At 59.5% G+C, this 21,960-nt stretch carries 21 protein-coding genes; 11 read left to right on the forward strand and 10 right to left on the reverse strand.

Annotation, left to right across the window (positions count from 1 at the left end):
- The coding region (locus AEQ67_RS08920; protein WP_161807462.1) for an IS110 family transposase at positions 1-298 on the reverse strand (298 nt) is incomplete at its 3' end.
- Positions 299-581: 283 nt separating this feature from the next.
- Between AEQ67_RS08920 and AEQ67_RS08925 the strand changes: the two genes are divergently transcribed.
- Positions 582-1,082: a GNAT family N-acetyltransferase gene (locus AEQ67_RS08925; RefSeq protein ID WP_059403519.1), complete on the forward strand. Its 501-nt coding sequence runs from the start codon at positions 582-584 to the stop codon at positions 1,080-1,082.
- Positions 1,083-1,187: 105 nt separating this feature from the next.
- Positions 1,188-1,883: a tRNA (adenine(22)-N(1))-methyltransferase gene (locus AEQ67_RS08930; RefSeq protein WP_330219459.1), complete on the forward strand. Its 696-nt coding sequence runs from the start codon at positions 1,188-1,190 to the stop codon at positions 1,881-1,883.
- Positions 1,884-1,951: 68 nt separating this feature from the next.
- Here the strand turns inward: AEQ67_RS08930 and AEQ67_RS08935 are convergent, their stop codons facing one another.
- Both AEQ67_RS08935 and AEQ67_RS08940 read right to left on the reverse strand, forming a co-directional pair.
- Positions 1,952-3,130, reverse strand: coding sequence for a trans-sulfuration enzyme family protein (locus AEQ67_RS08935; RefSeq protein WP_059403520.1), 1,179 nt, complete (start codon positions 3,128-3,130; stop codon positions 1,952-1,954).
- On the reverse strand, positions 3,127-4,503 hold the full coding sequence (locus AEQ67_RS08940) for a pyridoxal-phosphate dependent enzyme (protein WP_059403521.1): 1,377 nt from the start codon (positions 4,501-4,503) through the stop codon (positions 3,127-3,129). The genes AEQ67_RS08935 and AEQ67_RS08940 overlap by 4 nt, the downstream gene beginning before the upstream one ends.
- 225 nt (positions 4,504-4,728) lie before the next feature.
- Here AEQ67_RS08940 and AEQ67_RS08945 point away from each other — a divergent pair, with 225 nt between their 5' ends.
- Positions 4,729-5,163: a GNAT family N-acetyltransferase gene (locus AEQ67_RS08945; RefSeq protein ID WP_059403522.1), complete on the forward strand. Its 435-nt coding sequence runs from the start codon at positions 4,729-4,731 to the stop codon at positions 5,161-5,163.
- A gap of 595 nt (positions 5,164-5,758) precedes the next feature.
- On the opposite strand, the gene ppk2 is transcribed toward AEQ67_RS08945, so the two are convergent.
- Positions 5,759-6,676: a polyphosphate kinase 2 gene (gene ppk2, locus AEQ67_RS08955; protein ID WP_059403524.1), complete on the reverse strand. Its 918-nt coding sequence runs from the start codon at positions 6,674-6,676 to the stop codon at positions 5,759-5,761.
- A gap of 195 nt (positions 6,677-6,871) precedes the next feature.
- On the opposite strand from ppk2, the gene AEQ67_RS08960 reads away from it, so the two are divergent.
- Positions 6,872-7,807, forward strand: a complete 936-nt coding sequence (locus tag AEQ67_RS08960) for a Ppx/GppA family phosphatase (protein WP_059403525.1) — start codon at positions 6,872-6,874, stop codon at positions 7,805-7,807.
- Positions 7,808-7,855: 48 nt separating this feature from the next.
- Here AEQ67_RS08960 and AEQ67_RS08965 read toward each other — a convergent pair whose 3' ends face one another.
- Positions 7,856-8,740, reverse strand: coding sequence for an alpha/beta fold hydrolase (locus tag AEQ67_RS08965; protein WP_059403526.1), 885 nt, complete (start codon positions 8,738-8,740; stop codon positions 7,856-7,858).
- Positions 8,741-8,866: 126 nt separating this feature from the next.
- Positions 8,867-9,496: a CGNR zinc finger domain-containing protein gene (locus tag AEQ67_RS08970; RefSeq protein WP_059403615.1), complete on the reverse strand. Its 630-nt coding sequence runs from the start codon at positions 9,494-9,496 to the stop codon at positions 8,867-8,869.
- Between the two features lie 199 nt (positions 9,497-9,695).
- Between AEQ67_RS08970 and AEQ67_RS08975 the strand changes: the two genes are divergently transcribed.
- Entirely contained in the window at positions 9,696-10,670 is a 975-nt protein-coding gene (locus AEQ67_RS08975) for a zinc-binding alcohol dehydrogenase family protein (RefSeq protein WP_059403527.1), read from the forward strand.
- Positions 10,671-10,741: 71 nt separating this feature from the next.
- Here AEQ67_RS08975 and AEQ67_RS08980 read toward each other — a convergent pair whose 3' ends face one another.
- From AEQ67_RS08980 to AEQ67_RS08990, 3 genes are all read right to left on the reverse strand, one after another.
- Positions 10,742-11,689, reverse strand: a complete 948-nt coding sequence (locus AEQ67_RS08980) for a Dyp-type peroxidase (RefSeq protein ID WP_059403528.1) — start codon at positions 11,687-11,689, stop codon at positions 10,742-10,744.
- Between the two features lie 170 nt (positions 11,690-11,859).
- A complete protein-coding gene (locus tag AEQ67_RS08985) occupies positions 11,860-12,420 on the reverse strand; it encodes a YSC84-related protein (RefSeq protein ID WP_059403529.1) in 561 nt (186 codons plus the stop codon).
- A gap of 270 nt (positions 12,421-12,690) precedes the next feature.
- A complete protein-coding gene (locus AEQ67_RS08990) occupies positions 12,691-13,428 on the reverse strand; it encodes a FadR/GntR family transcriptional regulator (RefSeq protein ID WP_059403530.1) in 738 nt (245 codons plus the stop codon).
- Positions 13,429-13,690: 262 nt separating this feature from the next.
- Between AEQ67_RS08990 and AEQ67_RS08995 the strand changes: the two genes are divergently transcribed.
- Together AEQ67_RS08995 and AEQ67_RS09000 are read left to right on the forward strand one after the other, a co-directional pair.
- Positions 13,691-14,797, forward strand: coding sequence for a mandelate racemase/muconate lactonizing enzyme family protein (locus AEQ67_RS08995; protein ID WP_059403531.1), 1,107 nt, complete (start codon positions 13,691-13,693; stop codon positions 14,795-14,797).
- Positions 14,798-14,859: 62 nt separating this feature from the next.
- Entirely contained in the window at positions 14,860-15,843 is a 984-nt protein-coding gene (locus AEQ67_RS09000; protein WP_236710291.1) for an AEC family transporter, read from the forward strand.
- A 17-nt stretch (positions 15,844-15,860) separates the two neighbouring features.
- Here the strand turns inward: AEQ67_RS09000 and chrA are convergent, their stop codons facing one another.
- Entirely contained in the window at positions 15,861-17,066 is a 1,206-nt protein-coding gene (gene chrA, locus AEQ67_RS09005) for a chromate efflux transporter (RefSeq protein ID WP_059403533.1), read from the reverse strand.
- 406 nt (positions 17,067-17,472) lie between these two features.
- Here chrA and AEQ67_RS09010 point away from each other — a divergent pair, with 406 nt between their 5' ends.
- The 4 genes from AEQ67_RS09010 to msrA all read left to right on the forward strand — a co-directional run bounded on the left by AEQ67_RS09010 (position 17,473) and on the right by msrA (position 21,922).
- A complete protein-coding gene (locus AEQ67_RS09010; RefSeq protein WP_236710294.1) occupies positions 17,473-19,476 on the forward strand; it encodes an ATP-binding cassette domain-containing protein in 2,004 nt (667 codons plus the stop codon).
- Positions 19,477-19,563: 87 nt separating this feature from the next.
- Positions 19,564-20,541, forward strand: coding sequence for an ABC transporter substrate-binding protein (locus AEQ67_RS09015; protein WP_236710300.1), 978 nt, complete (start codon positions 19,564-19,566; stop codon positions 20,539-20,541).
- Positions 20,538-21,458 (forward strand): homocysteine S-methyltransferase family protein, encoded by a 921-nt coding sequence (locus tag AEQ67_RS09020; RefSeq protein ID WP_059403535.1) that lies wholly within the window; start codon positions 20,538-20,540, stop codon positions 21,456-21,458. The genes AEQ67_RS09015 and AEQ67_RS09020 overlap by 4 nt, the downstream gene beginning before the upstream one ends.
- Complete coding sequence (gene msrA / locus AEQ67_RS09025) at positions 21,455-21,922, forward strand: peptide-methionine (S)-S-oxide reductase MsrA (protein WP_059403536.1); 468 nt, start codon at positions 21,455-21,457, stop codon at positions 21,920-21,922. Before AEQ67_RS09020 ends, msrA begins: the two co-directional genes overlap by 4 nt.
- Positions 21,923-21,960 lie beyond the last annotated feature (38 nt).

Below are 21,960 nucleotides of genomic sequence, written 5' to 3' on the forward strand. Positions count from 1 at the left end.
CCTCGCAGATCGCCTCGGCATCGGCGAAGTCGTTTTTGTTGCTTTTGACGTATGGACGTACGAGATGAGGTGCGATGAGCTTGGGCGTATGCCCCAGCTTGGCGGCCTCCTGCGCCATGAAGTGGGCGCCTCCGCGGGCTTCCATCACGACGGTGCAAGATTCTAGGTTGGCCAGATACCGAATGAGCGACACCCGATTGAATTTTTTGCGGCAAAGCTCATGACCGCGATCATCTTGCGCATGCAGGTGAAAGGAGTGTTTTCCCAAGTCGATGGCGGCAATAGCTACTTTGTTCATGGCAACAGTCTCCGATGAGCCCCCGGTGAAAGCTTAGTGGGCGATCACAGGGGGCGGCGGGGGTAGCCATTTCATTAGGGTATGTGTCGGTGCTGCATTGCTTAACCGACCGGTATTCGGGATATATACCCGCCGGCCCGTACGAGTCGCTGCGCCATTGTGCGGATGGCAGAATTGTTGGACCTGAGTGTGTTGGAGGCTTTGTTGGCGACTTCGCTGATGGTTGGCTAGGATGGTTGGCGTTTCGAGGCATTGCCGGTCGGGCCAGAGGGAGATGTGATTAATGAGTTCATTTAGAGTTCGCGAGCTGAAAAGTACGGATACTGAAGCGTTGCTGGCATTCGAAATCCATAACCGTGAATGGTTCGAGTCGCATATTGATGCGCGCGACCCTTCCTTTTACTCATTGCAGGGTGTCGCCGAGCATATTGAAAGCTATTTAGCCGATTTCGCGACCGGCGCCTGGCACCCGTTTGTTATCGAAGACGCCAGTGAAAGAATAGTGGGGCGGGCAAATCTGAAAAACATAAACTCGCCGGAGCGGTTTGCGGAAGTGGGCTATCGGATTGATCAAGGCGTTTGCGGGCAGGGACTGGCGACGCTGGCGCTGAGGCATCTAATCCAGGAGGCACAGATACGCTGGGAACTTACGCTGCTAGTTGCTTATGTCTATAAGGAAAATGTGGGCTCTAGAAAAGTGCTTGATCGGTGCGGATTCTTGCTTGAACAACCCTCTTGCAACGACGAGACGGGGGGCGAAAGCCGATTTGTCCTTACGATCTAGATAAATGCTTTTCATCGATTCTGAGTACAATTGCGTCGCAACAATCAGGCGTCGCTCGCTCTGATGCCAAAGGTGTCGGGCATTCGTGGTGAAAAGGAACTGCAGTTGAACCAACACACATTGTCCATGCGCCTGGAGCGCGTGGCGGCGCATGTGCCCGCCGGTGCGCGCCTGGCCGATATCGGCTCGGATCACGGCTACCTGCCGGTGGCATTGATGCGACGTAACGCCATCGTCGCGGCGGTGGCTGGCGAGGTGGCATTGACGCCGTTCCGCTCGGCTGAACGCACTGTGCGCGAGAACGGTTTGGACGAGCGGATCACCGTGCGCCTGGCCAGTGGCCTGGCGGCGATTGAGCCGGGAGACGGGATCACGGCGATCAGCATCTGCGGCATGGGCGGCGAGACGATCCGCGACATCCTCGACAGCGGCAAGGCGCGTCTGAGCGGCCACGAGCGCCTGATCCTGCAGCCCAACGGCGGCGAGCAACCGCTGCGCCACTGGCTGATGGAAAATGGCTACCGCATCCTCTGCGAGGAATTGCTGCGGGAAAACCGTTTCGACTACGAAATTATTGTCGCCGAGCGCGCCGATCCGGTGATGTACACCGCCGAGGAACTGTACTTCGGCCCGCTGCAGATGCAGGCTCGCAGCCCGGCGTTCCTGGTCAAGTGGCAGCGCATACTGCGCGAGAAGCAGAAGACCCTGAGCAACTTCGCCCAGGCGCGGCAGGCCGTGCCCGAGGAGAAGGTGCAAGACGTCGCCCGGCAGGCACGGTGGATCACCGCGCTGCTGGCTTGAATTCAATCATGTCTTAACCTCGTGCCGAAAGCAGCCGGCTCAAAAACCGGCTGCTTTCGACGTATTACTCACATCCGCGCCAGCGCCTGGGCCAGGTCCGCGCGCAGGTCTTCGACATCCTCGACACCCACTGACAAACGCACCAGCGCGTCGCCGATGCCGAGTTGCGCGCGGGTTTCGGCGGGGATGGTGGCGTGGGTCATGATCGCCGGGTGCTCGATCAGGCTTTCCACCCCGCCCAGGCTCTCGGCCAGGGCGAAGATCTGCACACTCTCAAGGAAACGCTTGGCGCCGGCCAGGTCGCTGTTGAGGTCGAGGGAGATCATCCCGCCGAAACCGCGCATCTGCTGCCGCGCCAGTTCGTGCTGCGGGTGCGAGGGCAGGCCCGGATAATAGACGCGGGCCACCTGCGGTTGACGCTCCAGCCATTGCGCCAGTTCCAGTGCGTTGCTGCAGTGGCGTTCCATGCGCAGCGCCAGGGTTTTCACGCCACGCAGGGTGAGGAACGCGTCGAACGGCCCGGCGATAGCGCCCACTGCGTTTTGCAGGAAGCCCAGGCGTTCGGCCAGTTCGGCGTTCTGCCCGACCACCGCAATGCCGCCGATCACGTCCGAGTGACCATTCAGGTACTTGGTCGTCGAGTGCACCACGATATCGAAGCCCAGTTCCAGCGGACGCTGTATCCATGGGCTGGCAAAGGTATTGTCGGCCACGCAGATGATGCCGCGTGAACGACAAATGCGCGCAATGGCGGCCAGGTCAGTCAGGCGCAGCAACGGATTGCTCGGCGTCTCGACACAGACCATCCGCGTATCGTTCTGCAACGCGGCTTCGAAGGCTGTGAGGTCGGTCAGGTCGACGAAGCTGAAGCGATGCCCGGCGCTGCGCCGGCGCACCTTGTCGAACAGGCGGAAAGTACCGCCGTACAAATCGTTGCCGGAGACGATGTGCGAATCAGCGTCGAGCAGTTCCAGAATGGTCGAGATCGCCGCCAGCCCGGAGGCGAAAGCGAAGGCCTGGGTGCCGCTTTCGAGGTCGGCGACGCAGCGTTCCAGGGCAAAGCGCGTGGGGTTGTGCGAGCGCCCGTAGTCGAAGCCTTTGTGCACCCCGGGGCTCTGTTGCAAATAGGTGGAGTTGGCGTAAATCGGCGGCATCAGCGCCCCGGTGGTCGGGTCCGGCGCCTGTCCGGCGTGGATCACGCGAGTGGCGAAGGCGCGGGGTGCGCCCGTTTCATCGTGCTGACTCATGCAAGGGATCTCCGTAAGTGATTGAGCAGGTCGACGCGGGTAATCAGGCCGTGGAAGCCCGAGGCGTCGGCGATGATGGCCACCAGTCCGCGGTCGAGTTCCGTTTGCAGTTCAGCCAGACTGGCCCCCGGAGGCAGGGTTTGCAACTTGTCGGTCATGACGCTGGCCACGGTCATATGAAAGTGCGAAGCGTCCTGATGCACACCCAGCAGAATATCGGACTCATCGATCACGCCGACCAGCCGTTGCTTGTCTACCAACACCGGCAGTTGCGACACATCGGCCAGGCGCATGCGCTGGAACGCGGTGAGCAGCGTGTCGTCCGGGCCCACGCTGATGACTCGGCCATCTTCGAAACGCCGGGCGATCAGGTCGCGCAGATCGCCGTAGCGCTTGTACTGCAACAGGCCCTGATCGTTCATCCACTGGTCGTTGTAGACCTTCGACAGGTAACGGGTGCCGGTATCGCAGACGAAGCTGACCACCCGTTTCGGCTCGGTTTGCTCGCGGCAGTAACGCAGGGCCGCTGCCAGCAAGGTGCCAGTCGACGAACCGCCGAGAATGCCTTCGGCGCGCAGCAATTGACGGGCATGATCGAAGCTTTCCTCGTCACTGATCGAATAGGCGTGCTGCACGCTGGACAGGTCGGCAATCGACGGAATGAAGTCTTCGCCAATGCCTTCGACCGCCCAGGAACCGGGCTTGCCGAGGGTGCCGCTGCGGCTGTACTCGGCCATCACCGAGCCGACCGGATCGGCCAGCACCATGACCAGGTCAGGTTGCACGCGGCGAAAGAAGCGTGTCAGCCCGGTCAGCGTACCGGCCGAGCCGACACCGACGACGATGGCGTCCACATCATGCTGAGTTTGCGCCCAGATCTCCGGCGCGGTGCTGCATTCGTGGGCCAGCGGGTTGGCCGGGTTGTTGAACTGATCGGCGAAAAACGCGTCGGGAATCTCCTGCGCCAGCCGCGCCGCAACGTCCTGATAGTAATCGGGATGGCCCTTGCCGACGTCGGAGCGGGTAATGTGCACCTCGGCGCCCATTGCTTTGAGGTGCAGGACTTTCTCGGTGGACATCTTGTCTGGCACCACCAGCACCACCCGGTAACCCTTGGCACGACCGACCAGCGCCAGGCCAAGGCCGGTGTTGCCGGCGGTGGCCTCGACGCTGGTGCCGCCGGGTCGCAGGCGGCCATCGCGCTCGGCGGCGTCGATCATCGCCAGGCCGATGCGGTCCTTGATTGAACCGCCGGGGTTTTGCGATTCAAGCTTGAGAAACAGGGTGCACGGGCCGGTATCGAAACGGCTGACGCGCACCAGCGGCGTATTGCCAATCAGTTCGAGTACGGCGGGGCGGGAGTCGTTCGGCATGTCGTCACCTCGCTGGGGGAATCTGCACTGGATGGGCAGTAACCTGCGACCAGTCATCGCGTGCCAGTTGCAGGCAATGCTTCGCTTGGAACATAGGCTGCGATTGAGCAGCCCGCAACTTTCCACGGCCAGCCGGTAGCGTCACTGTCGAAACGACAACAGCTGTTTTCGAGTCGATTCTGCTAGTCTGCCGGGCCCGACAGTCAACCAAACCAGGCTCAATCTATGTTCGACATCCGTGTCATGACCATGGCCGATTACGATGCGGTCATCGACCTCATGAAGGGTACTCCAGGCGTCTCTTTGCGAGATGCAGACTCTCGTGAATCGACCTCGAAGTACTTGGAGCGAAACCCTGGATTGAGCTTCGTTGCTGAAGACGGAGGCGTTCTCTGCGGGTGCATCATGTCGGGGCACGACGGCCGCCGAGGCTATTTGCAGCACTTGGTCGTGCTGCCTCGATATCGGCGTCAGGGCATTGCGAATGCGCTGGTGGAGCGTTGTCTTTCGAGCCTTGAAAAACTCGGGATACTCAAATGCCATCTCGACGTTTTCAAGACCAATACGGCGGCGGCCAACTATTGGCACAGTCAGGGTTGGCAGCTCAGGACTGATATCGATCGGTACTCGTTTACCCGATCAAATAACGAAAACGCATAACTTGTAGCAGCTGGCGAAGCCTGCGTTCGGCTGCGCAGCAGTCGTAAAACCAGGCAACGCGGTGTATCAGGACAACCGCGTGTTCAGGGTTTACGACTGCTGCGCAGCCGAACGCAGGCTTCGCCAGCTGCTACATTGACGGGTGGTACGGGCGCTATTCGTTCCGTACACCAATCCCCTGTAGGAGCTGGCTTGCCAGCGAAAAACGTCAACGATGACGCGTTTTAACAGGATAACCACCGCGCATTCGAGACCTTCGCTGGCAAGCCAGCTCCTACATTGACGGGTGGTGCGGGCGCTATTCGTTCCGTACACCAATCCCCTGTAGGAGCTGGCTTGCCAGCGAAAAACGTCAACGATGACGCGTTTTAACAGGATAACCATCGCGCATTCGAGACCTTCGCTGGCAAGCCAGCTCCTACATTGACGGGTGGTGCGGGCGCTATTCGTTCCGTACACCAATCCCCTGTAGGAGCTGGCTTGCCAGCGAAAAACGTCAACGATGACGCGTTTTAACAGGATAACCATCGCGCATTCGAGACCTTCGCTGGCAAGCCAGCTCCTACAAGGATCGAGTAGCGGCTGACATTCTTGCTTAATAGACCTGAGGCACGATCAGCTCTGGTGGCGTCGGGCTGCGGGAATAGTCCTCCTGCCGCACGCGTTCCGGCAGTTCGATCACCGGCAGCTCCACCTCTTCATAAGGCATTTGCCCGAGCAAGTGGTTGATGCAATTGAGTCGGGCTTTTTTCTTGTCATCGGCTTGCACCACCCACCACGGTGCTTCGGCGATGTGGGTGCGTTCCAGCATGATTTCCTTGGCCTTGGTGTAGGCTTCCCAGCGCCGACGGGACTCCAGGTCCATGGGGCTGAGCTTCCATTGCTTGAGCGGGTCGTGGATGCGGCTGAGAAAGCGCAGGTTTTGTTCCTGGTCGGAAATCGAGAACCAGTATTTGATCAGCTGAATACCGGAACGGGCGAGCATCCGCTCAAACTCTGGCACCGTACGGAAAAATTCTTCGTACTGATCGTCATTGCAAAACCCCATGACCTTTTCGACCCCGGCACGGTTGTACCAGCTACGGTCGAACAACACGATTTCGCCCGCGGCCGGCAGGTGCGAAACATAGCGCTGGAAATACCATTGGGTACGTTCGCGGTCATTGGGGGCGGGCAGGGCGGCGACTCGGCAGACCCGAGGATTGAGCCGCTGGGTAATGCGCTTGATCACGCCACCTTTGCCGGCGGCATCGCGTCCTTCGAAAAGAATCACTACTTTGTGCCCGGTCTTGACCACCCAGCTTTGCAGCTTCACCAGTTCGCCTTGCAGGCGAAACAGTTCGCTGAAATAGCGTCTTCTTGCTTCCTTCTCACTGCCATCATCGACGTGCTCATCGAACAGCGCGTCAAGGTCGTGCCCGTCCTCCAGTAATTCCAGCTCCAGTTCTTCGTCACTGTGGTCGAGCAGCTCGCGATGGATGCGTTGTATCAGGGTGTCGTTGGTTAAAAGCATGGTCAGTACTCCCGACGAAGGTGGAAGTGCCCATGCTAGGCCGCAGGGTGTGACGAAGTGGTGACGACCAACAGTCGTGCAAATGTTCGGGGTGTCATCTTGGTGTCACCTAGGCATGGCAACATCCTTGCAAACCGTTTTGACCGCTCAGCGGAACTCCGTCCGCGGGCCGATACATCTGCAAGGAATCCCCCCATGAAAGGAGACACCTCCCTGTTTGCGGCCATTGACCTGGGGTCCAATGCGTTTCGCATGATGATCGGACAGTCGGTCAAACGAAACCGCCAGTTCGTGATTCAGGAAGTGAAAACCCTGCGTGAGCCCGTCCGTTTGGCCGAGGGATTCCAGGGTGGGGCGCTGGACGAAATGGCGCTGGATCGAGGCTGGCAAGCGCTGGCGCGATTTGGCAAGAAACTGCGTGGCTTTGAAGCGGGTCGAGTACGGGCGGTGGCGACCAGCGCAGTGCGCGAAGCTGACAATGCGCAACTGTTTCTGGCCAGTGCGGAGCAACACCTGGGTTTCCGCATTGATGTCATTACCGGGCATGAAGAAGCCCGTCTGGTGTACGCCGGTGTTGCCCATACGATACCTGGCCCAGAGAGCCTGCGACTGGTCGTGGATATCGGCGGCGGCTCCACCGAATTGATCCTCGGGCGGGGCGCCAAGCCGCTGGTCACCGAGAGCATTGCCATTGGCAGTGGCACCTTTGGCGCGCGTTACTTTCACGGGGGCAGTATCACCGCGCAGGCACTCCTGGAGGCTGAGCGTGTGGCCACTGTGCAGTTTGAAAAAGTGGCGCGTCGTTATCGGGCACTGGGTTGGCAGCAAACGATCGGCTCTTCAGGGACGGCACGGATGCTGGCTAAAGTGCTCCAGGCCAACGGGCTGAACGACTTTGGCCAAACCGGCATCACCTACAGTGGCCTGTTGCGCTTGTCGTTGCGTCTGCTGGAAGTGGGGCATGTCAAAAAACTTCGACTGACGGGCTTGCAAGCCCATCGCCTAAGCATCCTGCCGGGTGGTCTGGTGCTGATGCTGGCGGCGTTCAAGGTGTTTGGCATCTCGCAAATGACGCCGTCCGAACCGGGGCTGAGGTTCGGGGTTCTGCATGGCTTGATGTCTAATCACTGACGCAATGAGTGACAGGCGGATGCACGCTCTCATCCGCCTGTCATGCCATTACACGGCTCTGCGAATGGTCTCGATGATTCGCTTCGCGATGTAGTCCACATGGGTCTCCAGTGCGAAGTGTCCAGTGTCCAGCAACTCAACAACCGCATTCGGATTATCACGCTTGAACGCTTCTGCGCCGGGTGGAATGAAGAACGGGTCATTTCTGCCCCAGATCACCAGTGTAGGAAGGCTCGTCTCGCGCAAGAAACGCTGGAATTCCGGGTAGCGTTTGAGGTTGTTCGCATAGTCCAGGAACAGGTCGAGCTGGATCTCCTTGTTCCCCGGCCGCTCCATTAGCAGCGCATCGAGCGTGTATGACTCTGGCGCGATTTTGTCTGGCGTGCTGACACCGTGTTCGTACTGCCAGCGCGTACCTTCCAGATGCAGAACCGCATCAGCGATCGCCTGTCGGTTCGCTGCCGAAGGTTCTGCCCAATAGGCCCTGATGGGCGCCCAGGCGTCGCCGAGTCCTTCCAGATACGCATTGCCGTTTTGCGAAATCAGTGCGGTCATCCGTTCAGGATGCTTCACCGCCAGCCTCAAGCCAGTCGGCGCGCCGTAATCGAACACATACATCGCGTACTGCTTCAGTCCTAAAGCCTCGACGAAGTTGCCCAAGGTCTCAGCCAGCGCGTCGAACGTGTAAACGTATTCACGCTCGGCAGGCACCTCGGTGAATCCAAAGCCAGGCAGGTCCGGAGCGACGATATGGAAGTGTTCCGCGAGCAACGGAATGAGCTGCCGGAACTGATGTGATGAACTTGGAAAACCATGGAGCAACAGCAGGGTCGGGTTGCTTCGCTCCCCGGCCTCTCGGTAGAAGACACGAACGCCGTCGACCTCGGCAAACGTGTAGCTGATCGGTGCAGCGCTGTGAGTCGTGCTAGTCATGATGGAAGCCCTCGTAACCGCTTAAGTGCGTTTTAGCCGGTTGGCAAGACTGACTTTTGCACGAAAGAAGTAACCCGTCAAAATAATTTTAAGCGGTTACGGTTTTCGGCCCTTAGACGCCTCGCTTCAAGGTGCGAGGTTTTTTTGCCGCTCGCGATGGGCTGCCGCTTTCGCTCTGTTTCCGCAGACAGCCATGCTGCACCAGCGACGTTTCCTGCCCCGGGTGTGGTCGACAAACATCAGGGTGCAACTGGGTCCTTCACAGCACTTCACATTGGAAAAGTCTTCGTTGCTGACGAATTGCGCAAGCACTTCACCCAGCGGCAGCAGGAGAGAGTCCGGGCTGCGCCAGCGCCGTTGAAGTTGCGATGCCAGCGTCGGAGCATCGCCGTCTTGCAGGGTGATCTGCGTGTATTTCTCGTCTCGTTCGAGCAAGCGATTCAAGGCTTCCAGCTCTGTCAGCACCGAGGCTTGCAGTGGTTTGCCCTTGTACTTCAAGACAAAGCCACGAAACCATTCGCGCAATGACCGCGCCTGGGCCGCGACCATTTCCATCTCGCCAGGCATCGCCTGTGCCTGAAGCCGTTCCAATACCGCGTCATCAACCCAGCCTGCCTGTTTCAGCCATTCCAGCCAGCCAGCGCCATCGTCGATCCAGTCGACGGGCTCATCGATGGGCGTGGCTATCGAGTTTAAAAAATCGAGGGCTGCGGCATCGGCCACAAATATTGCCGGGCCACGGGGATTACTGGTCATGAGGATGCCCACTGAACGTTGACTGATGAATGGGAGCGTAACCACTCAAAATGAGTTTGACAAGTTACTGTCGTGGTCATAACCTTTAAATCGCCTTCAGTGTGGTTACGCAAGGCAGACGGGATAACACTCAACATCAACTGGCTAAGGGTGCGGCAGAGATCGCGTTGCGAGATCTCGACGCCCTGGGATAGACATCATGAAAGCGATTGTTCTTGAGAAATTCGGCGGACTCGACAGCCTTGTCTACACAAACCTCCCAGAACCCGAGGCGATGCCCGGTCATGTCGTCATAGAGGTCAAAGCCTTTGGAATCAACCATGCCGAGATGCACATGCGTCGTGGGGAGTGGGCAGAGGCTGCGCCGGTCTCGGGCATCGAGTGCGTGGGGCTGGTCAAGTCATGCCCAGGTGGTGAATTTCCGGTAGGTGCCAAAGTCGCGGCATTGATGGGGGGGGTGGGCAGGACCATCAACGGCAGCTACGCGCAGTACACCCGTGCACCGGTGTCGAATGTGGCGCTGATAGAGGCCGATCTGTCCTGGGCAGAACTTGCCGCGATACCAGAAACCTACGCAACAGCCTGGACCTGTCTGTTTCGTAATCTTCAGATTGCCCAGGGACAGAGGCTGCTGATCAGAGGGGCCACGTCCTCGTTTGGGCAGGCCGCCGTGAAGCTGGCGGTCAATGCGGGCGTGCGGGTCGTCGCGACAACCAGAAGCGCTCAGCGTTTTGAAAGGCTCGAAGCGTTGGGGGCTGAACGTGTCGAGCAAGAAGGCCCCGATCTGTCGGGTCGTATTGCCGAGGCGGGGCAGTTCGACGCCGTGTTGGATCTGGTGGGCAACAGTACGGTGCTGGATTCGCTGTCGATTGTTCGCCGGGGTGGCAAGGTGTGCCTGGCGGGTTGGTTGGGCGGACTGGACCCTATCGCCAACTTCAACCCATTACTGCAGATGGCGAGCGGGGTGTACCTCACCTTTTTTGGCAGTTTTGTTTTTGGAACGCCTGGGTTCCCGCTGTCGGACGTCCCGTTGCAGTCCATTGCCGAGGAAGCGTCGGCAGGGCGGTTGGATGTCAAACCGTCACGGGTTTTCAAATTTGCAGAGATTCACGAGGCGCATCGCGTCATGGAAGCAAACGAGGCGGGCGGAAAGATGGTCGTCGTACACGATTGATCGAGCGACCGTTGAGAGCGGTCGGTCTGCCAGTCGTTGGCGTCCGACCGCTCCTGATGTGTACCAGACGCCTAAGGCGCGCGATCAGCCAGCTCTTCCAGCAGGTCTGCTGAAGGAACAAAGAACAAGCCTCCAGTGACCGCGGTGCTGAAATCCAGCAAACGGTCGTAATTACCCGGTGGTCTGCCGACAAACATATTCTCGAGCATCTGTTCCAACGGTTCGGGCGAACGCGCATAGCCGATGAAGTAAGTGCCGAATTCACCGGCGCCTGGCCGGCCAAAGGGCATGTTGTCGCGCAAGATCTTCACTTCTTGCCCGTCCTTGGTGATCGTCGTCAGGGCACTGTGCGACGAGGTCGGTTTGACCGCGTCGTCGAGTTCGATATCGGCCAGTTTCGTTCGCCCGATCACCCGCTCCTGGGCCTCGACGGATAACGCGTTCCATGCCGTCATGTTGTGCAGGTACTTCTGCACCAGCACATAGCTGCCTGCGGTAAACGCCGGATCTTCATTGCCCACCAGCGTGAAGTCGGCAATCTTGCGCCCGACCGGATTTTCGGTGCCATCAACAAAGCCAATGATGCTGCGCATGTCGAAGTAGCGAAAACCCTGAACTTCATCGACGACCGAGATCGCCTCGCCCAGCGATGTCATTAATTGCGTGGCCAGCTCGAAACAGAGATCCATCTGATCCGCTCGAATGTGCAGCAAAATGTCGCCAGGCGTCGCAACAGCCCGACGTCCCTCTGCACCGAACTCGCGAAAGCCGTGAAGCGAGGCGGGGCGCGGGTTGCCAAACAAGGTGTCCCAAGCGGTGGAGCCAAAGCCGCAAATGCACGACAAATTCCCGGAGGGAACACGTTTGCCAACCGATCGCGTGAGGGCCGCGACGTCTGCGCACCAGCCCCGTACTTTGCTCGCGGCCTCACTGCCGGGAACCAAGGTTGCAACGATAAAAATCGCGCTGCTGGTGATGGGAGTACCGATGGATTGAGGCTCAGGGGATGAGTTATCCATGGGTATTGGCGTTGTCATAGCGGGTTCCATGAGCGGCAGGGCAAGAGTGCAAGACATTAGCAGAAAATGTCTTTGAGGCAGTGTCCCGAAAGTCGGCTCAAGCATTTGCAGTCGTGAGGGCGAGGGCCCGAGCAGCCATCACCCGCACGATGCTCGGTCAACCAGCCATTTCAGCGTTTGATCAAGGAAATCTTCGTTCCCTCAATGCTGACCCCGGCCATCAACCCTTGCTGGTCGAAGATGAACGCGTAGGCATCGTCCTTCAGCGTCGAGCTGGACAGATTCTTCGAGATCCCTTCATCAACCACAACAACGGTTGGGCCTACGCCGATCTCCCAGCCCTTGGTTTCACGAATATACTTCACGGCTTTATCGGTCATCAGGAACACCACGTAGCCATACGACTGAGCGCCTGCCTGTAGCCCCCATGACCCGGTGACGGAGTTGTAGTAACCGTCGACCGTCTTGCCTTTCAGCAATTCGCCTTCGCCATAGCTACCACCGAACACCAGGCCCGCCTTGATGATTTTCGGGAAGACCAGAATCGCCTTGGCATTGTGCGAAATGGTTTCGGCAAATGGATGGGCCTTGTAGAGCGTTTGCAGCGCTTGCCGAGAGTCGGTATTCAGATCCTCGGCGGTGGCCGCACCGGCATTGTTCAGAAAACTCGCCGATGCCAACGAGGCTGTCGCGAGGACCATCGATAGGAAGAACCGCATTGACTGAGTCATTTTCGTACTCCGATACGGGAGCATTGGATGTGAGCAGCAGTCAGCACCTGCCCCCGGCAGAATCCGAGCCTACTGAAATTATCCGGCGCGCCCTACAGTGTGTGAATTACCGGCTTCGCCTTTGAATGAAACAGATCATTGGCGATGCCGTCACCTGCTTTGACCTCGGCGTATCGGCCGGGTTCGTTGGCAGAAACTGCTCGTCGCAGTGGATCTAAATCCTGATCTTTCTTGTAGGACAACGAGACAACTGTCGCGCAGCTAGCAACGTTAGAAGAACTTAATCTCGTAGCCGAATCGTGACGCTGCGCTGACGATATGCTGGCCCATGATCTGCCGCGCCGCCGCCGCATTCCTGTCGATGAACGCCTGCACGAGTTCTTCGTGTTCCCCACGCGCCGCATGGGGAATATTGCTGAACACCGGGCCTCGCCGCGCAAAGGTCATGGTGATCAGGGCCCGCATCGGCTCAAGCACCGTGCGAATCATCGCCTCGAGATAGTCGTTGCCTGATGCCGCGGCCACGGCCCGATGAAAGTCGAGGTCGGCGTTGACCGTCTCCAGCGTCGGTTCGCCTTCGTATTGCATGCGCAGGACCGCCGCCTGAATCGTTTTCAGCTTGCTAGGCGTCATATGCGACGCCGTGAGCGCGGCGGCCTGGCTTTCCAATACGGCCCGCACTTCGAACATGTTGCGGATCGTGTTATCACCGTCCAGCACCGGCGCACGCTCACGCTCACGCGGTAATGGCTCCGATGATGGGGGCGCTGCCGAGACGAATACGCCCACGCCCTGGCGTGACTGGATCAGCCCCTGCGCTCGAAGCGTCGCGATGCCTTCGCGTACGACGTTCCTGCTGACGCCGAAGTTTTGCGAGAGAAACTGTTCGGTCGGCAAGCGGTCTCCCGGCCGTAGTCGCCCGGAGGCAATCTCGTCGCTCAGCGAACGGGCGATGTGCTCGGCAAGATGAGGTCGCCGCGCTACGGGTTGCACATTCATTTCACTCATGCTCGTTCATCCCTCTCACTTGTCTTCTTAATCTACATCAGAAGACTTGTTCCAGTCAGTAACAAGTGAAATTCATCAGCGACATCAATCATAAAAACGTTTAAAAACAATTAGATAAAACGATTTTGACAAAAGTCTGCGCGCAACCATCAGTTGTTCAGTTGAAGGACAACAGGACGTCATATACGTTGTCCTCAACCTGACGCAGCCGGAATTCGACAATCGCTGCGCCAGCTTTGCAACTTGCTTGAGGCGCAGTCCTATGAAAATTGCCAGCATTGAAACCATTCCGCTTCGTATTCCCTTCACCACGGGCGGTAAGTCGGCCGGTGGGGTCTGGGGGCCGAAAGACCTGCAGATGGTCGATTCCCTCGTGGTTAAAGTCACCACTGATGACGGTATCGTCGGCTGGGGCGAAACCTTCGGCTTCACCGCGATACCGGCGGTAAAAATCGTCATCGACACAATCCTTGCCCCCGAATTGATCGGCAAAGATGTAACGCAGCGCGAGAAACTGCAGGGCGATCTGCAGAAGAAGTTTCACGTCTTTGGTCGCAGCGGCGCATTCATCTATGGCCTGTCGGCGATTGATATTGCGCTGTGGGATATCGCCGGCAAAGCGGCCGCTCAACCGATCTACCAGCTGCTTGGCGGCAGCGAGGCCACGTCGCTTGCGGCGTATGCAAGCCTGATCCGCTATGCCGACCCCGAACTCATCCGCATTAATGTGCAGCGCGCGGTCAACGCCGGTTTCCGCCACCTCAAGCTGCATGAGGTCGATGTCGAGGTCATCCGCGCCGCGTGCGAGGCCGCTGGCCCCGGCGTCGAAATCACGCTCGACGTCAACGCGCCGTGGACGGTGCGCGAAGCGCTCGACATGACTGAGAAACTGCGCCCGTTAAATCTGCGCTGGATCGAAGAGCCGGTGTGGCCGCCGGAAAACTATTCGGGGCTGGCGAGGGTACGCAAGCAAGGCGGCATTCCGGTTGCGGCCGGCGAAAACGCGTCGACGCTGATGGACTTCCAGCATCTGCTTGAAGCCGGGGCGGTCGATTTCATTCAGCCCAGTCCGGCAAAAATGGGCGGCATCACCGAACTGCAAAAAGTCTACGCACTGGCCAACGCCCATGGCGTCACCGTGATGGTCCACGCCTTCTATGACGGCCCCGGCCTGCTGGCCGCCGTGCATGGAAGTGCGGCCCTTGGTGGGGCGAAGTCACTGGTCGAATGGCGTTATTTCGATCTCGAAGCGCAACTCTATGGCGACGCCATCATTCCGCGTAACGGACGCATCGACGTACCGCAAGGGCCGGGGCTTGGCATCGAGCCGGACCAGGACGTCATTCGCGACTACCGCTTCAAACCTTAGCCACCTAAGCCGCTTGGTCATTGCAACGTTGATCGAGGCCGAAGTGTCGGCCTCGATCAACCATGACGACATTCTTGATAAAAACAAATACGAGGATTGAGGACATGTTAGACAGAATCGTAGGGCCCATTTTGCCCGTCGCCTTTGTGATCGCGCTGGGCTATATCGCCGGTAAACGCGGACGGCTCACCCATTCGGACAGCCTGCTGATCAGCCGACTGGTGCTCGGCTGGATATTCCCTGCGTTGCTGTTCGTCGGGATGGCGAGCACGCCTCGTGAACAGCTCTTCGACTTCAAGTTCATTGCGGCCACGTTCATCGGCATCATGGGCATGTACACGATAGCGCTGGTGATCGGCTGGTTCAGCACTCGCGATCTCAAGGTTGCAACGCTCAAGGGTTTCGTCAACGGTTATCCCGACGCCGCCTTCATGGGTATTCCTATCCTGGGTGCGATGTTCGGAGCGGGCAGCATCTATTCGGTGCTCGTGCTGAACCTGGTCGCGAGCCTGGTGATGATCCCGCTGACCACCATGTTGCTGACCATCGCCGATGGCAAAGGCAGCGGCACCCAGGCGTTTGTGTCGAGCCTGTCGGGGGCGGTACGTCGTCCTCTGATGTGGGCGCCGGCCCTGGGCATTCTGCTCTCCCTGCTGCAGGTCAAACTGCCGCCCGTTGCTGCGGAGTCACTCACGCTTCTGGGCAAGGCGACACCTGGCGTATCCCTGCTGTGCCTGGGGCTGATCATGTCGTCGGAGAAGCTGAAAATGTCCGGTGAGGTGTGGTCCAACCTTGGGCTCAAGCTGTTCATTCACCCTGTGTTGATGTTCGCCGCCACTGTAGTGCTGGGCACTCATGGACTTTACGCACAACAGATGATCCTGCTTTGCGCGCTTCCATCGGCGACGATCCCTGCGATGTTCGCGAACCAGACCGGCGCCTATCAGAGCGAAGCCGCAACCTCCATCCTGGTCAGTACCGTGTTGTCGATCGTGACGTTCTCTTTTGCGATCTACCTGATTGATGGAGGACTTGCAGCAGCCTGAAATCGCCGACCTTTTCCTCACGACGCGATACTCAAAACCCACCCTGCGACCCCGCTGCCGATAACAACCAGCCACGGCGGGAGTTTCCAGAACATCAGCGAAACAAGAGCCAGTACCGCCAAACCGAAGTCTTGCGGCTTGAAAATGGCACTGGTCCATACCGGCTGATAAAGCGCCGCCAACAGCAGGCCGACCACTGCGGCATTCACCCCGCCCAGTGCGGCCCGCGTGCGCACACTGCGGCGCAAGCGTTCCCAAAACGGCAAGGCGCCCAGGATCAACAGAAAGGACGGCGCGAAGATCGCCAGCAAGCAAATCAGGCCGCCGATCCAGCCGGTCGGGGCGAGGTTCATCGACGCACCGAGGAACGCCGCGAACGTGAACAACGGGCCAGGCACCGCCTGCGTTGCGCCATACCCGGCAAGGAAGGCTTCATTGCTGACCCAGCCGGAGGGCACCACCTCGGTTTGCAGCAGCGGCAGCACGACGTGACCGCCGCCGAACACCAGTGATCCGGCCCGGTAGAAGGCATCCACCATTGCCACGGTTTGATTCGCCAGCAGCTGGTTCAACAGCGGCAGGCCAATCAGCAAGGCGAAGAACAGCGACAACCAGATCGCCCCGGCCCGCTGGCTGAGGGTGATCGGCAGGGGGTCGTGCCCGGCACTCTGCTCCGGTTTGAACAGCAGGAGGCCAACACCGCCAGCGGCGACAATAACGCTGACCTGTCCCCATGCGGACGGTTCGAGCAGGGCGACGCATGCGGCAATCAACATGATGCTGACGCGCAGCACGTCGGTGCACAGATGTCGCGCCATGCCCCATACCGCTTGCGCAACCACCGCGACGGCCACCACTTTGAGGCCATGCAATGCGCCGGGCGCAATCGCGCTGCCGTAGTGGGCAATGCCCAGTGCAAACAGAATCAGGGCAATCGCCGACGGCAGCGTAAAACCAGCCCAGGCCGCCAGCGCGCCGCCGTATCCCGCCCGAGACATGCCCATCGCGATACCCACCTGACTGCTGGCGGGGCCGGGCAGGAATTGGCAGAGCGCCACCAGATCCGCATAGCTGTGCTCGGTCAACCAGCGCCGTCTTGTGACGAACTCATCGCGGAAATAACCCAGGTGCGCGATAGGGCCGCCGAAAGAGGTCAGCCCGAGGCGCAGGAAAATGAGAAACACCGACCATGCGCTGCTGCGGTCATTGGCAAAGCTGGGCATAGGGTCGCCTTGTTGATTCGAATCGGGCTGGTTGAACAATCGAATGACGATAGCGAGTTTCGAGTGTTTCAAAAAGGCACGTGCGGCGAGATAGCGAAAGAAACGCAGGAGCCTAAGCTAATTCTAAAAAGATATTTGTTTGTGCTTTTTAAGATCGTTTAGCTTTATGTCTCCAGAGAGTGCTGCGCTTCAAGCGTGGTGCTTTTTTTGCGTCAGGCCAACCGTTTTTGGGCATGGCCTGAGGCTCAGCCAATTTTTCCTGCCCTGGGGCGAGCGCCGTGCCCGCATCCAGGGCTGCTTGCCGGGAGCTCCTGTGACAATCATTCAAACCTCTTTGGCGACTGCCCGGATCGAGTCTTCTCAAAGGCTTGCGCAACCGTCCGACGATCCCGCAAATGAGGGTAATGTGGTGCTTGAGCTGCGAGACGTCACCAAGGCTTATTTGCGAAAAGGTTCGCGGGTGTTGCCGGCCGTCAGCAACGTCAGCTTGAAGGTGCGTCGCGGTGAGGTTCTGTGCCTGATGGGAACTTCCGGCAGCGGCAAGTCGACGTTGCTGCGGCATATCAACCGCTTGATCGAGCCCACGAGTGGCGAGGTCTTGATCGAAGGACAGGCCATCAGCGGTTTGAGCAACAAGGCCTTGCGTGCGCTGAGATCGCGGCGCATCGGCATGGTGTTTCAACATTTTGGCCTGTTGCCTCATCGTACGGTTCTGGACAACGTCGCGTTGCCTCTGGAGTTGCGCGGCGAACCCGAGTCCGTTCGTCATGCGGCGGCATCCAGACAGTTGCAGGCGGTAGGGCTGGAGGGGTGGGGAGAGCATTATCCCCACGAACTTTCCGGCGGTATGCAGCAACGTGTCGGGTTGGCCCGAGCCCTTGTGACGGAGCCCGATATCCTGCTGATGGACGAGCCTTTCAGCGCTCTGGATCCGACCATCCGGCGGGATCTGCAAAGTCATTTCCTGGCCTTGGCCCGCGAGCGCGGGATCAGTACCTTGCTGGTCACGCACGATCCGGCGGAAGCCATCCGTCTTGCCGACCGTATCGCGGTGTTGCGCCAGGGGCATCTGGTGCAGCTAGGCACACCCGAACAGTTGCTTGAGCATCCGGCAGACGCGGAAGTCGCGGACTTTTTCCGCGACTGCACACCCACACCATCCTCGCCGCGCAGCTTAAACAGCGTTCGCCCGCAGACTGCCGAAAGCCAACCTCGCGAGCAGCGCTCCAGCCCCGGCTTGCGTGGCTGGCAAGCGCTTTTGCTGGGGCCGGCGGCTCTGGCGGCCCGGGGCAAGGGAGGTTTGTTCTGGCTCACGTTCGCCAGCGAACTCGCCGCATTGGCTGTCGTGAGCCAGGGCCTTGCCGACGCGTCGTGGCTGGCGGTGCTGGCGGCACTGGCGGTGTTCGCTGCCAGCCGTTTCACTGCGCTCACTTTGAGACGCCAGCCCGTGCGCCGCAATGCATCGGGTTGGGCGCTGCCGTTGGCGGTGCTGCTGGTCAGTCAGGCCCTGGTGATCTGGCGAGTCATGACCCCAGACACCAGCAACGCCTTGCTGCAGTTCCCGGCCAACCGCCAGGCGCTGCTGGTGGCAGCAGAGAGCATCGATCAGTTCATCGGCTGGTCGCAGGTGACGTTCGAAGGCGCATTTGTCGGCGTGATTGTCGCGGTACGCACGGTCATCGAAGGGATCGAAAACCTGCTGGGCTGGTTGCCGTGGCCGGTGTCGGCGCTGGCGCTGGTGTTTCTGGCCTGGCGTTCGGCCGGGCTGGCGCTAGCCCTGACCAGCAGCATGGCATTGTTGTACATCGGCCTGTTCGGTTTCTGGGAGCGGACCATTGCCACCCTGGCACTGGTCGGTTCGTCGGTGCTGATCGCTCTGGTTATCGGCGTGCCCACCGGCATTTTGCTGGCGAAGAGACCGCTGGTACGCCGCGTGATCACGCCCTTGCTGGATGTCATGCAGACCTTGCCCACGTTTGTTTACCTGATTCCTGCCGTGGCGTTCTTCTCTGTCGGCAAGACGCCGGCCGTGATCGCGACGGTGATTTTCGCCCTGGCGCCGATGATCCGCCTGACCTCGCTGGGCATCCAGGAAGTGCCGAAGGATGCCGTCGAGGCGGCGGTCGCGCACGGTGCCAGCCCTTGGCAAACCCTGATCAAGGTGCAGTTGCCGCTGGCTCGTCGCTCGCTGTTGCTGGGGATCAACCAGACCATCGTCATGAGTCTGTCGATGGGCGTCGTGGCTGCGCTGATCGGCGCCGGTGGCCTGGGTTATGACGTGATGACGGCGCTGCGCAACATCAAGGGCGGCGAGGGCATGCTGGCCGGCGCGGCGATCGTCCTGTGTGCGCTCATTCCGGATCGAATCATTCAATCGAGCTTGCGCAAGCAAGATCATCCGCACAACTAAACAGAGAGACTTATCGTGAAGACACACTTGTCGCGCACCCTGGGCGCAGCCGCGCTGCTGGCCTCGTTGATTCTTCCTGCCGCGGTCATGGCCAAGGACAAAATCGTCATTGGCGAGCAGAACTGGACGGGGGCTATTGCCATTCAGCACATCCTCGGCGAAGTGATCAAAAGCCGACTGGATGGCGATGTGTCGTATCTGGCAGGCGATGTCCCGGTGCTGTTCAGTGCCGCGGCGAAAGGCGACGGTTCGGTCGATGTGCTGACCGATATCTGGCTGCCGAATCAGTCGGCTGCCTGGGCCAAGTACGTCACGGGCGGCACCCGCTCGCTGGTCCCGAACACTCACCCCTATGCGGGGGAGCAAGGGTTTTATATTCCGGGGTATTTGCAGGACAAGTACGGGGTCAAATCCATCTACGACCTGAAAAAGCCGGAAGTGGCCAAGCTCTTTGAACCGCTGGGCGGCGGCAAGGCTCAGTTGCTGGTCGGGCCGGCAGGCTGGGAGTCGACGTACATTGGCCAGATCAAGGCCAAGGATTATGGGTTCGCCGATAAATTCGAGGCGGTTTCAACGGAAGCTTCCGTCACGTACGCCAAACTGGCCGCGGCCTACAAGGCTCAGCGCGGCGTGGTGTTCTATGCGTACACCCCGGACTGGATCTTCTCGGCGTTTGACTTGCGTCGTCTGGAAGAGCCCGCATTCGACGGTTATGCCCAGGACAACAAGAAAGACGACCCGCTTTACAAAGCTGATGGCTGCTGGAAATTCATCAGCCCGACGGTCGACCCGGATTGGTTGAACAAGAGCCAGATTACCTGCGCCTTCCCGGACGCCAAGGTGCATGTTTTGGCCTCTGCTGCCTTGCAGAAACGCGCGCCGAAAATTGCCGAGTTCCTGCGCAATGTCGCCATCGAACCGGCGCAGCTCAACGAACTGATCCTGAAGATCGAAAAGGAAAAACTGCCGGCTGACGTCGCGGCCAAGGCGTGGGTCCAGGCGAACAGCGCCACCGTTGATCAATGGCTTGCCGCCTCGGCGCCGAAAGTGAGTTCGAGCCAATGAGTCAAGCTTCCTTGCGTTTGCTCGATGGTGGGATGGGGCGTGAGTTGCAGCGAATCGGTGCGCCTTTTCGTCAGCCGGAATGGTCCGCGCTGGCGCTGATCGAGGCGCCGCAGTTTGTGCTTCAGGCGCATCAGGCATTCATTGAGGCCGGCGCCCGAATCATCACCACTAACAGCTATGCGGTGGTGCCGTTTCATCTCGGTGACGAGCGCTTTGCCGAACAGGGACGCACGCTGGCCGAACGGGCTGGACGCCTGGCGCGTCAAGCTGCGTCTGACAGCACTGAGCCGGTCACGGTGGCCGGTTCGCTGCCGCCGGCATTGGGCTCCTATCGTCCGGACCTGTTCGATCACCAGCGCTCGGTCGACATCCATCGCACGCTGATTGCCGGCTTGCAGGAGCATGTCGACCTCTGGTTGGCGGAAACCCAGAGCTCCACCGCTGAAGTCCGGGCGGTGGTCGAGGCCCTGGGGGAAGATTCCCGGCCGCTGTGGGTCTCCTTTACGCTGCTTGATGAAGTCGGTGAGCCACCGCGCCTGCGATCGTCCGAGCCGGTCGCCGACGCGGTACGCGTGGCGGTCGAACTGGGGGCGAGGGCGGTGCTCTTCAATTGCAGTCAGCCGGAAGTGATGGCGGCTGCACTGACCGAGGCCCGAGCTGTCATTCAGAACCTCCATCAACCCCTTGAGCTGGGCGTGTACGCCAACGCGTTTCCTCCCGTCAGCACCGAGGCCAAGGCGAACAGCACGTTGCTGGAGATTCGTCGTGATCTGGGCCCCGAGTCTTATTTGCACTGGTCCCGATCCTGGGTCGCGGCAGGGGCTAGTATTGTCGGCGGATGCTGCGGCATCGGGCCAGAACACATCGAACAATTACACCGGCATCTAGTGCCGCACAGAGAGGTTGCCGGGACATGAGTGATCTTCAACAACACGTATTGGTTGAGCAGGCGACTTTTGGCGCCGGCTGTTTTTGGGGGGCTGAAGCGTCTTTCAGGGCGTTGCCGGGCGTGCTCGACAGTCGGGTCGGTTTTGCACGGTCGGCCAAAGGTGAGTCGGCATTGATCGAAGTGGTGCAGGTCGACTTCGATGCCAAAGTGATTTCCTACAGCCGTCTCATCGAGCACTTCTGGACGTTGCATGACCCGACATCATTCGATCGCCAGGGCGCGGATGTCGGGGTGAAATACCGTTCTGCGCTATTTTTCAAATCTGCTCAGCAGGCCCAGTTGGCGCTGGTCGCCAAGCAACGGCTGGATGCGTCGGGGCAGTTGGGCAAGCCGGTCGCCACCGTGATCGTGCCGCTGGGGGAATTTCAACTGGCGGAGGAGGAACATCAGCGTTATCTGGAAAAACACGGGGCAAGTAGCTGCTCACTCTGAATGCTCACCACGACGCATACGTGTAGCAGCTGGCAAGT

Origin of the sequence: Pseudomonas sp. RIT-PI-q, from assembly GCF_001297125.1 — a bacterium.
GTDB lineage: Bacteria > Pseudomonadota > Gammaproteobacteria > Pseudomonadales > Pseudomonadaceae > Aquipseudomonas.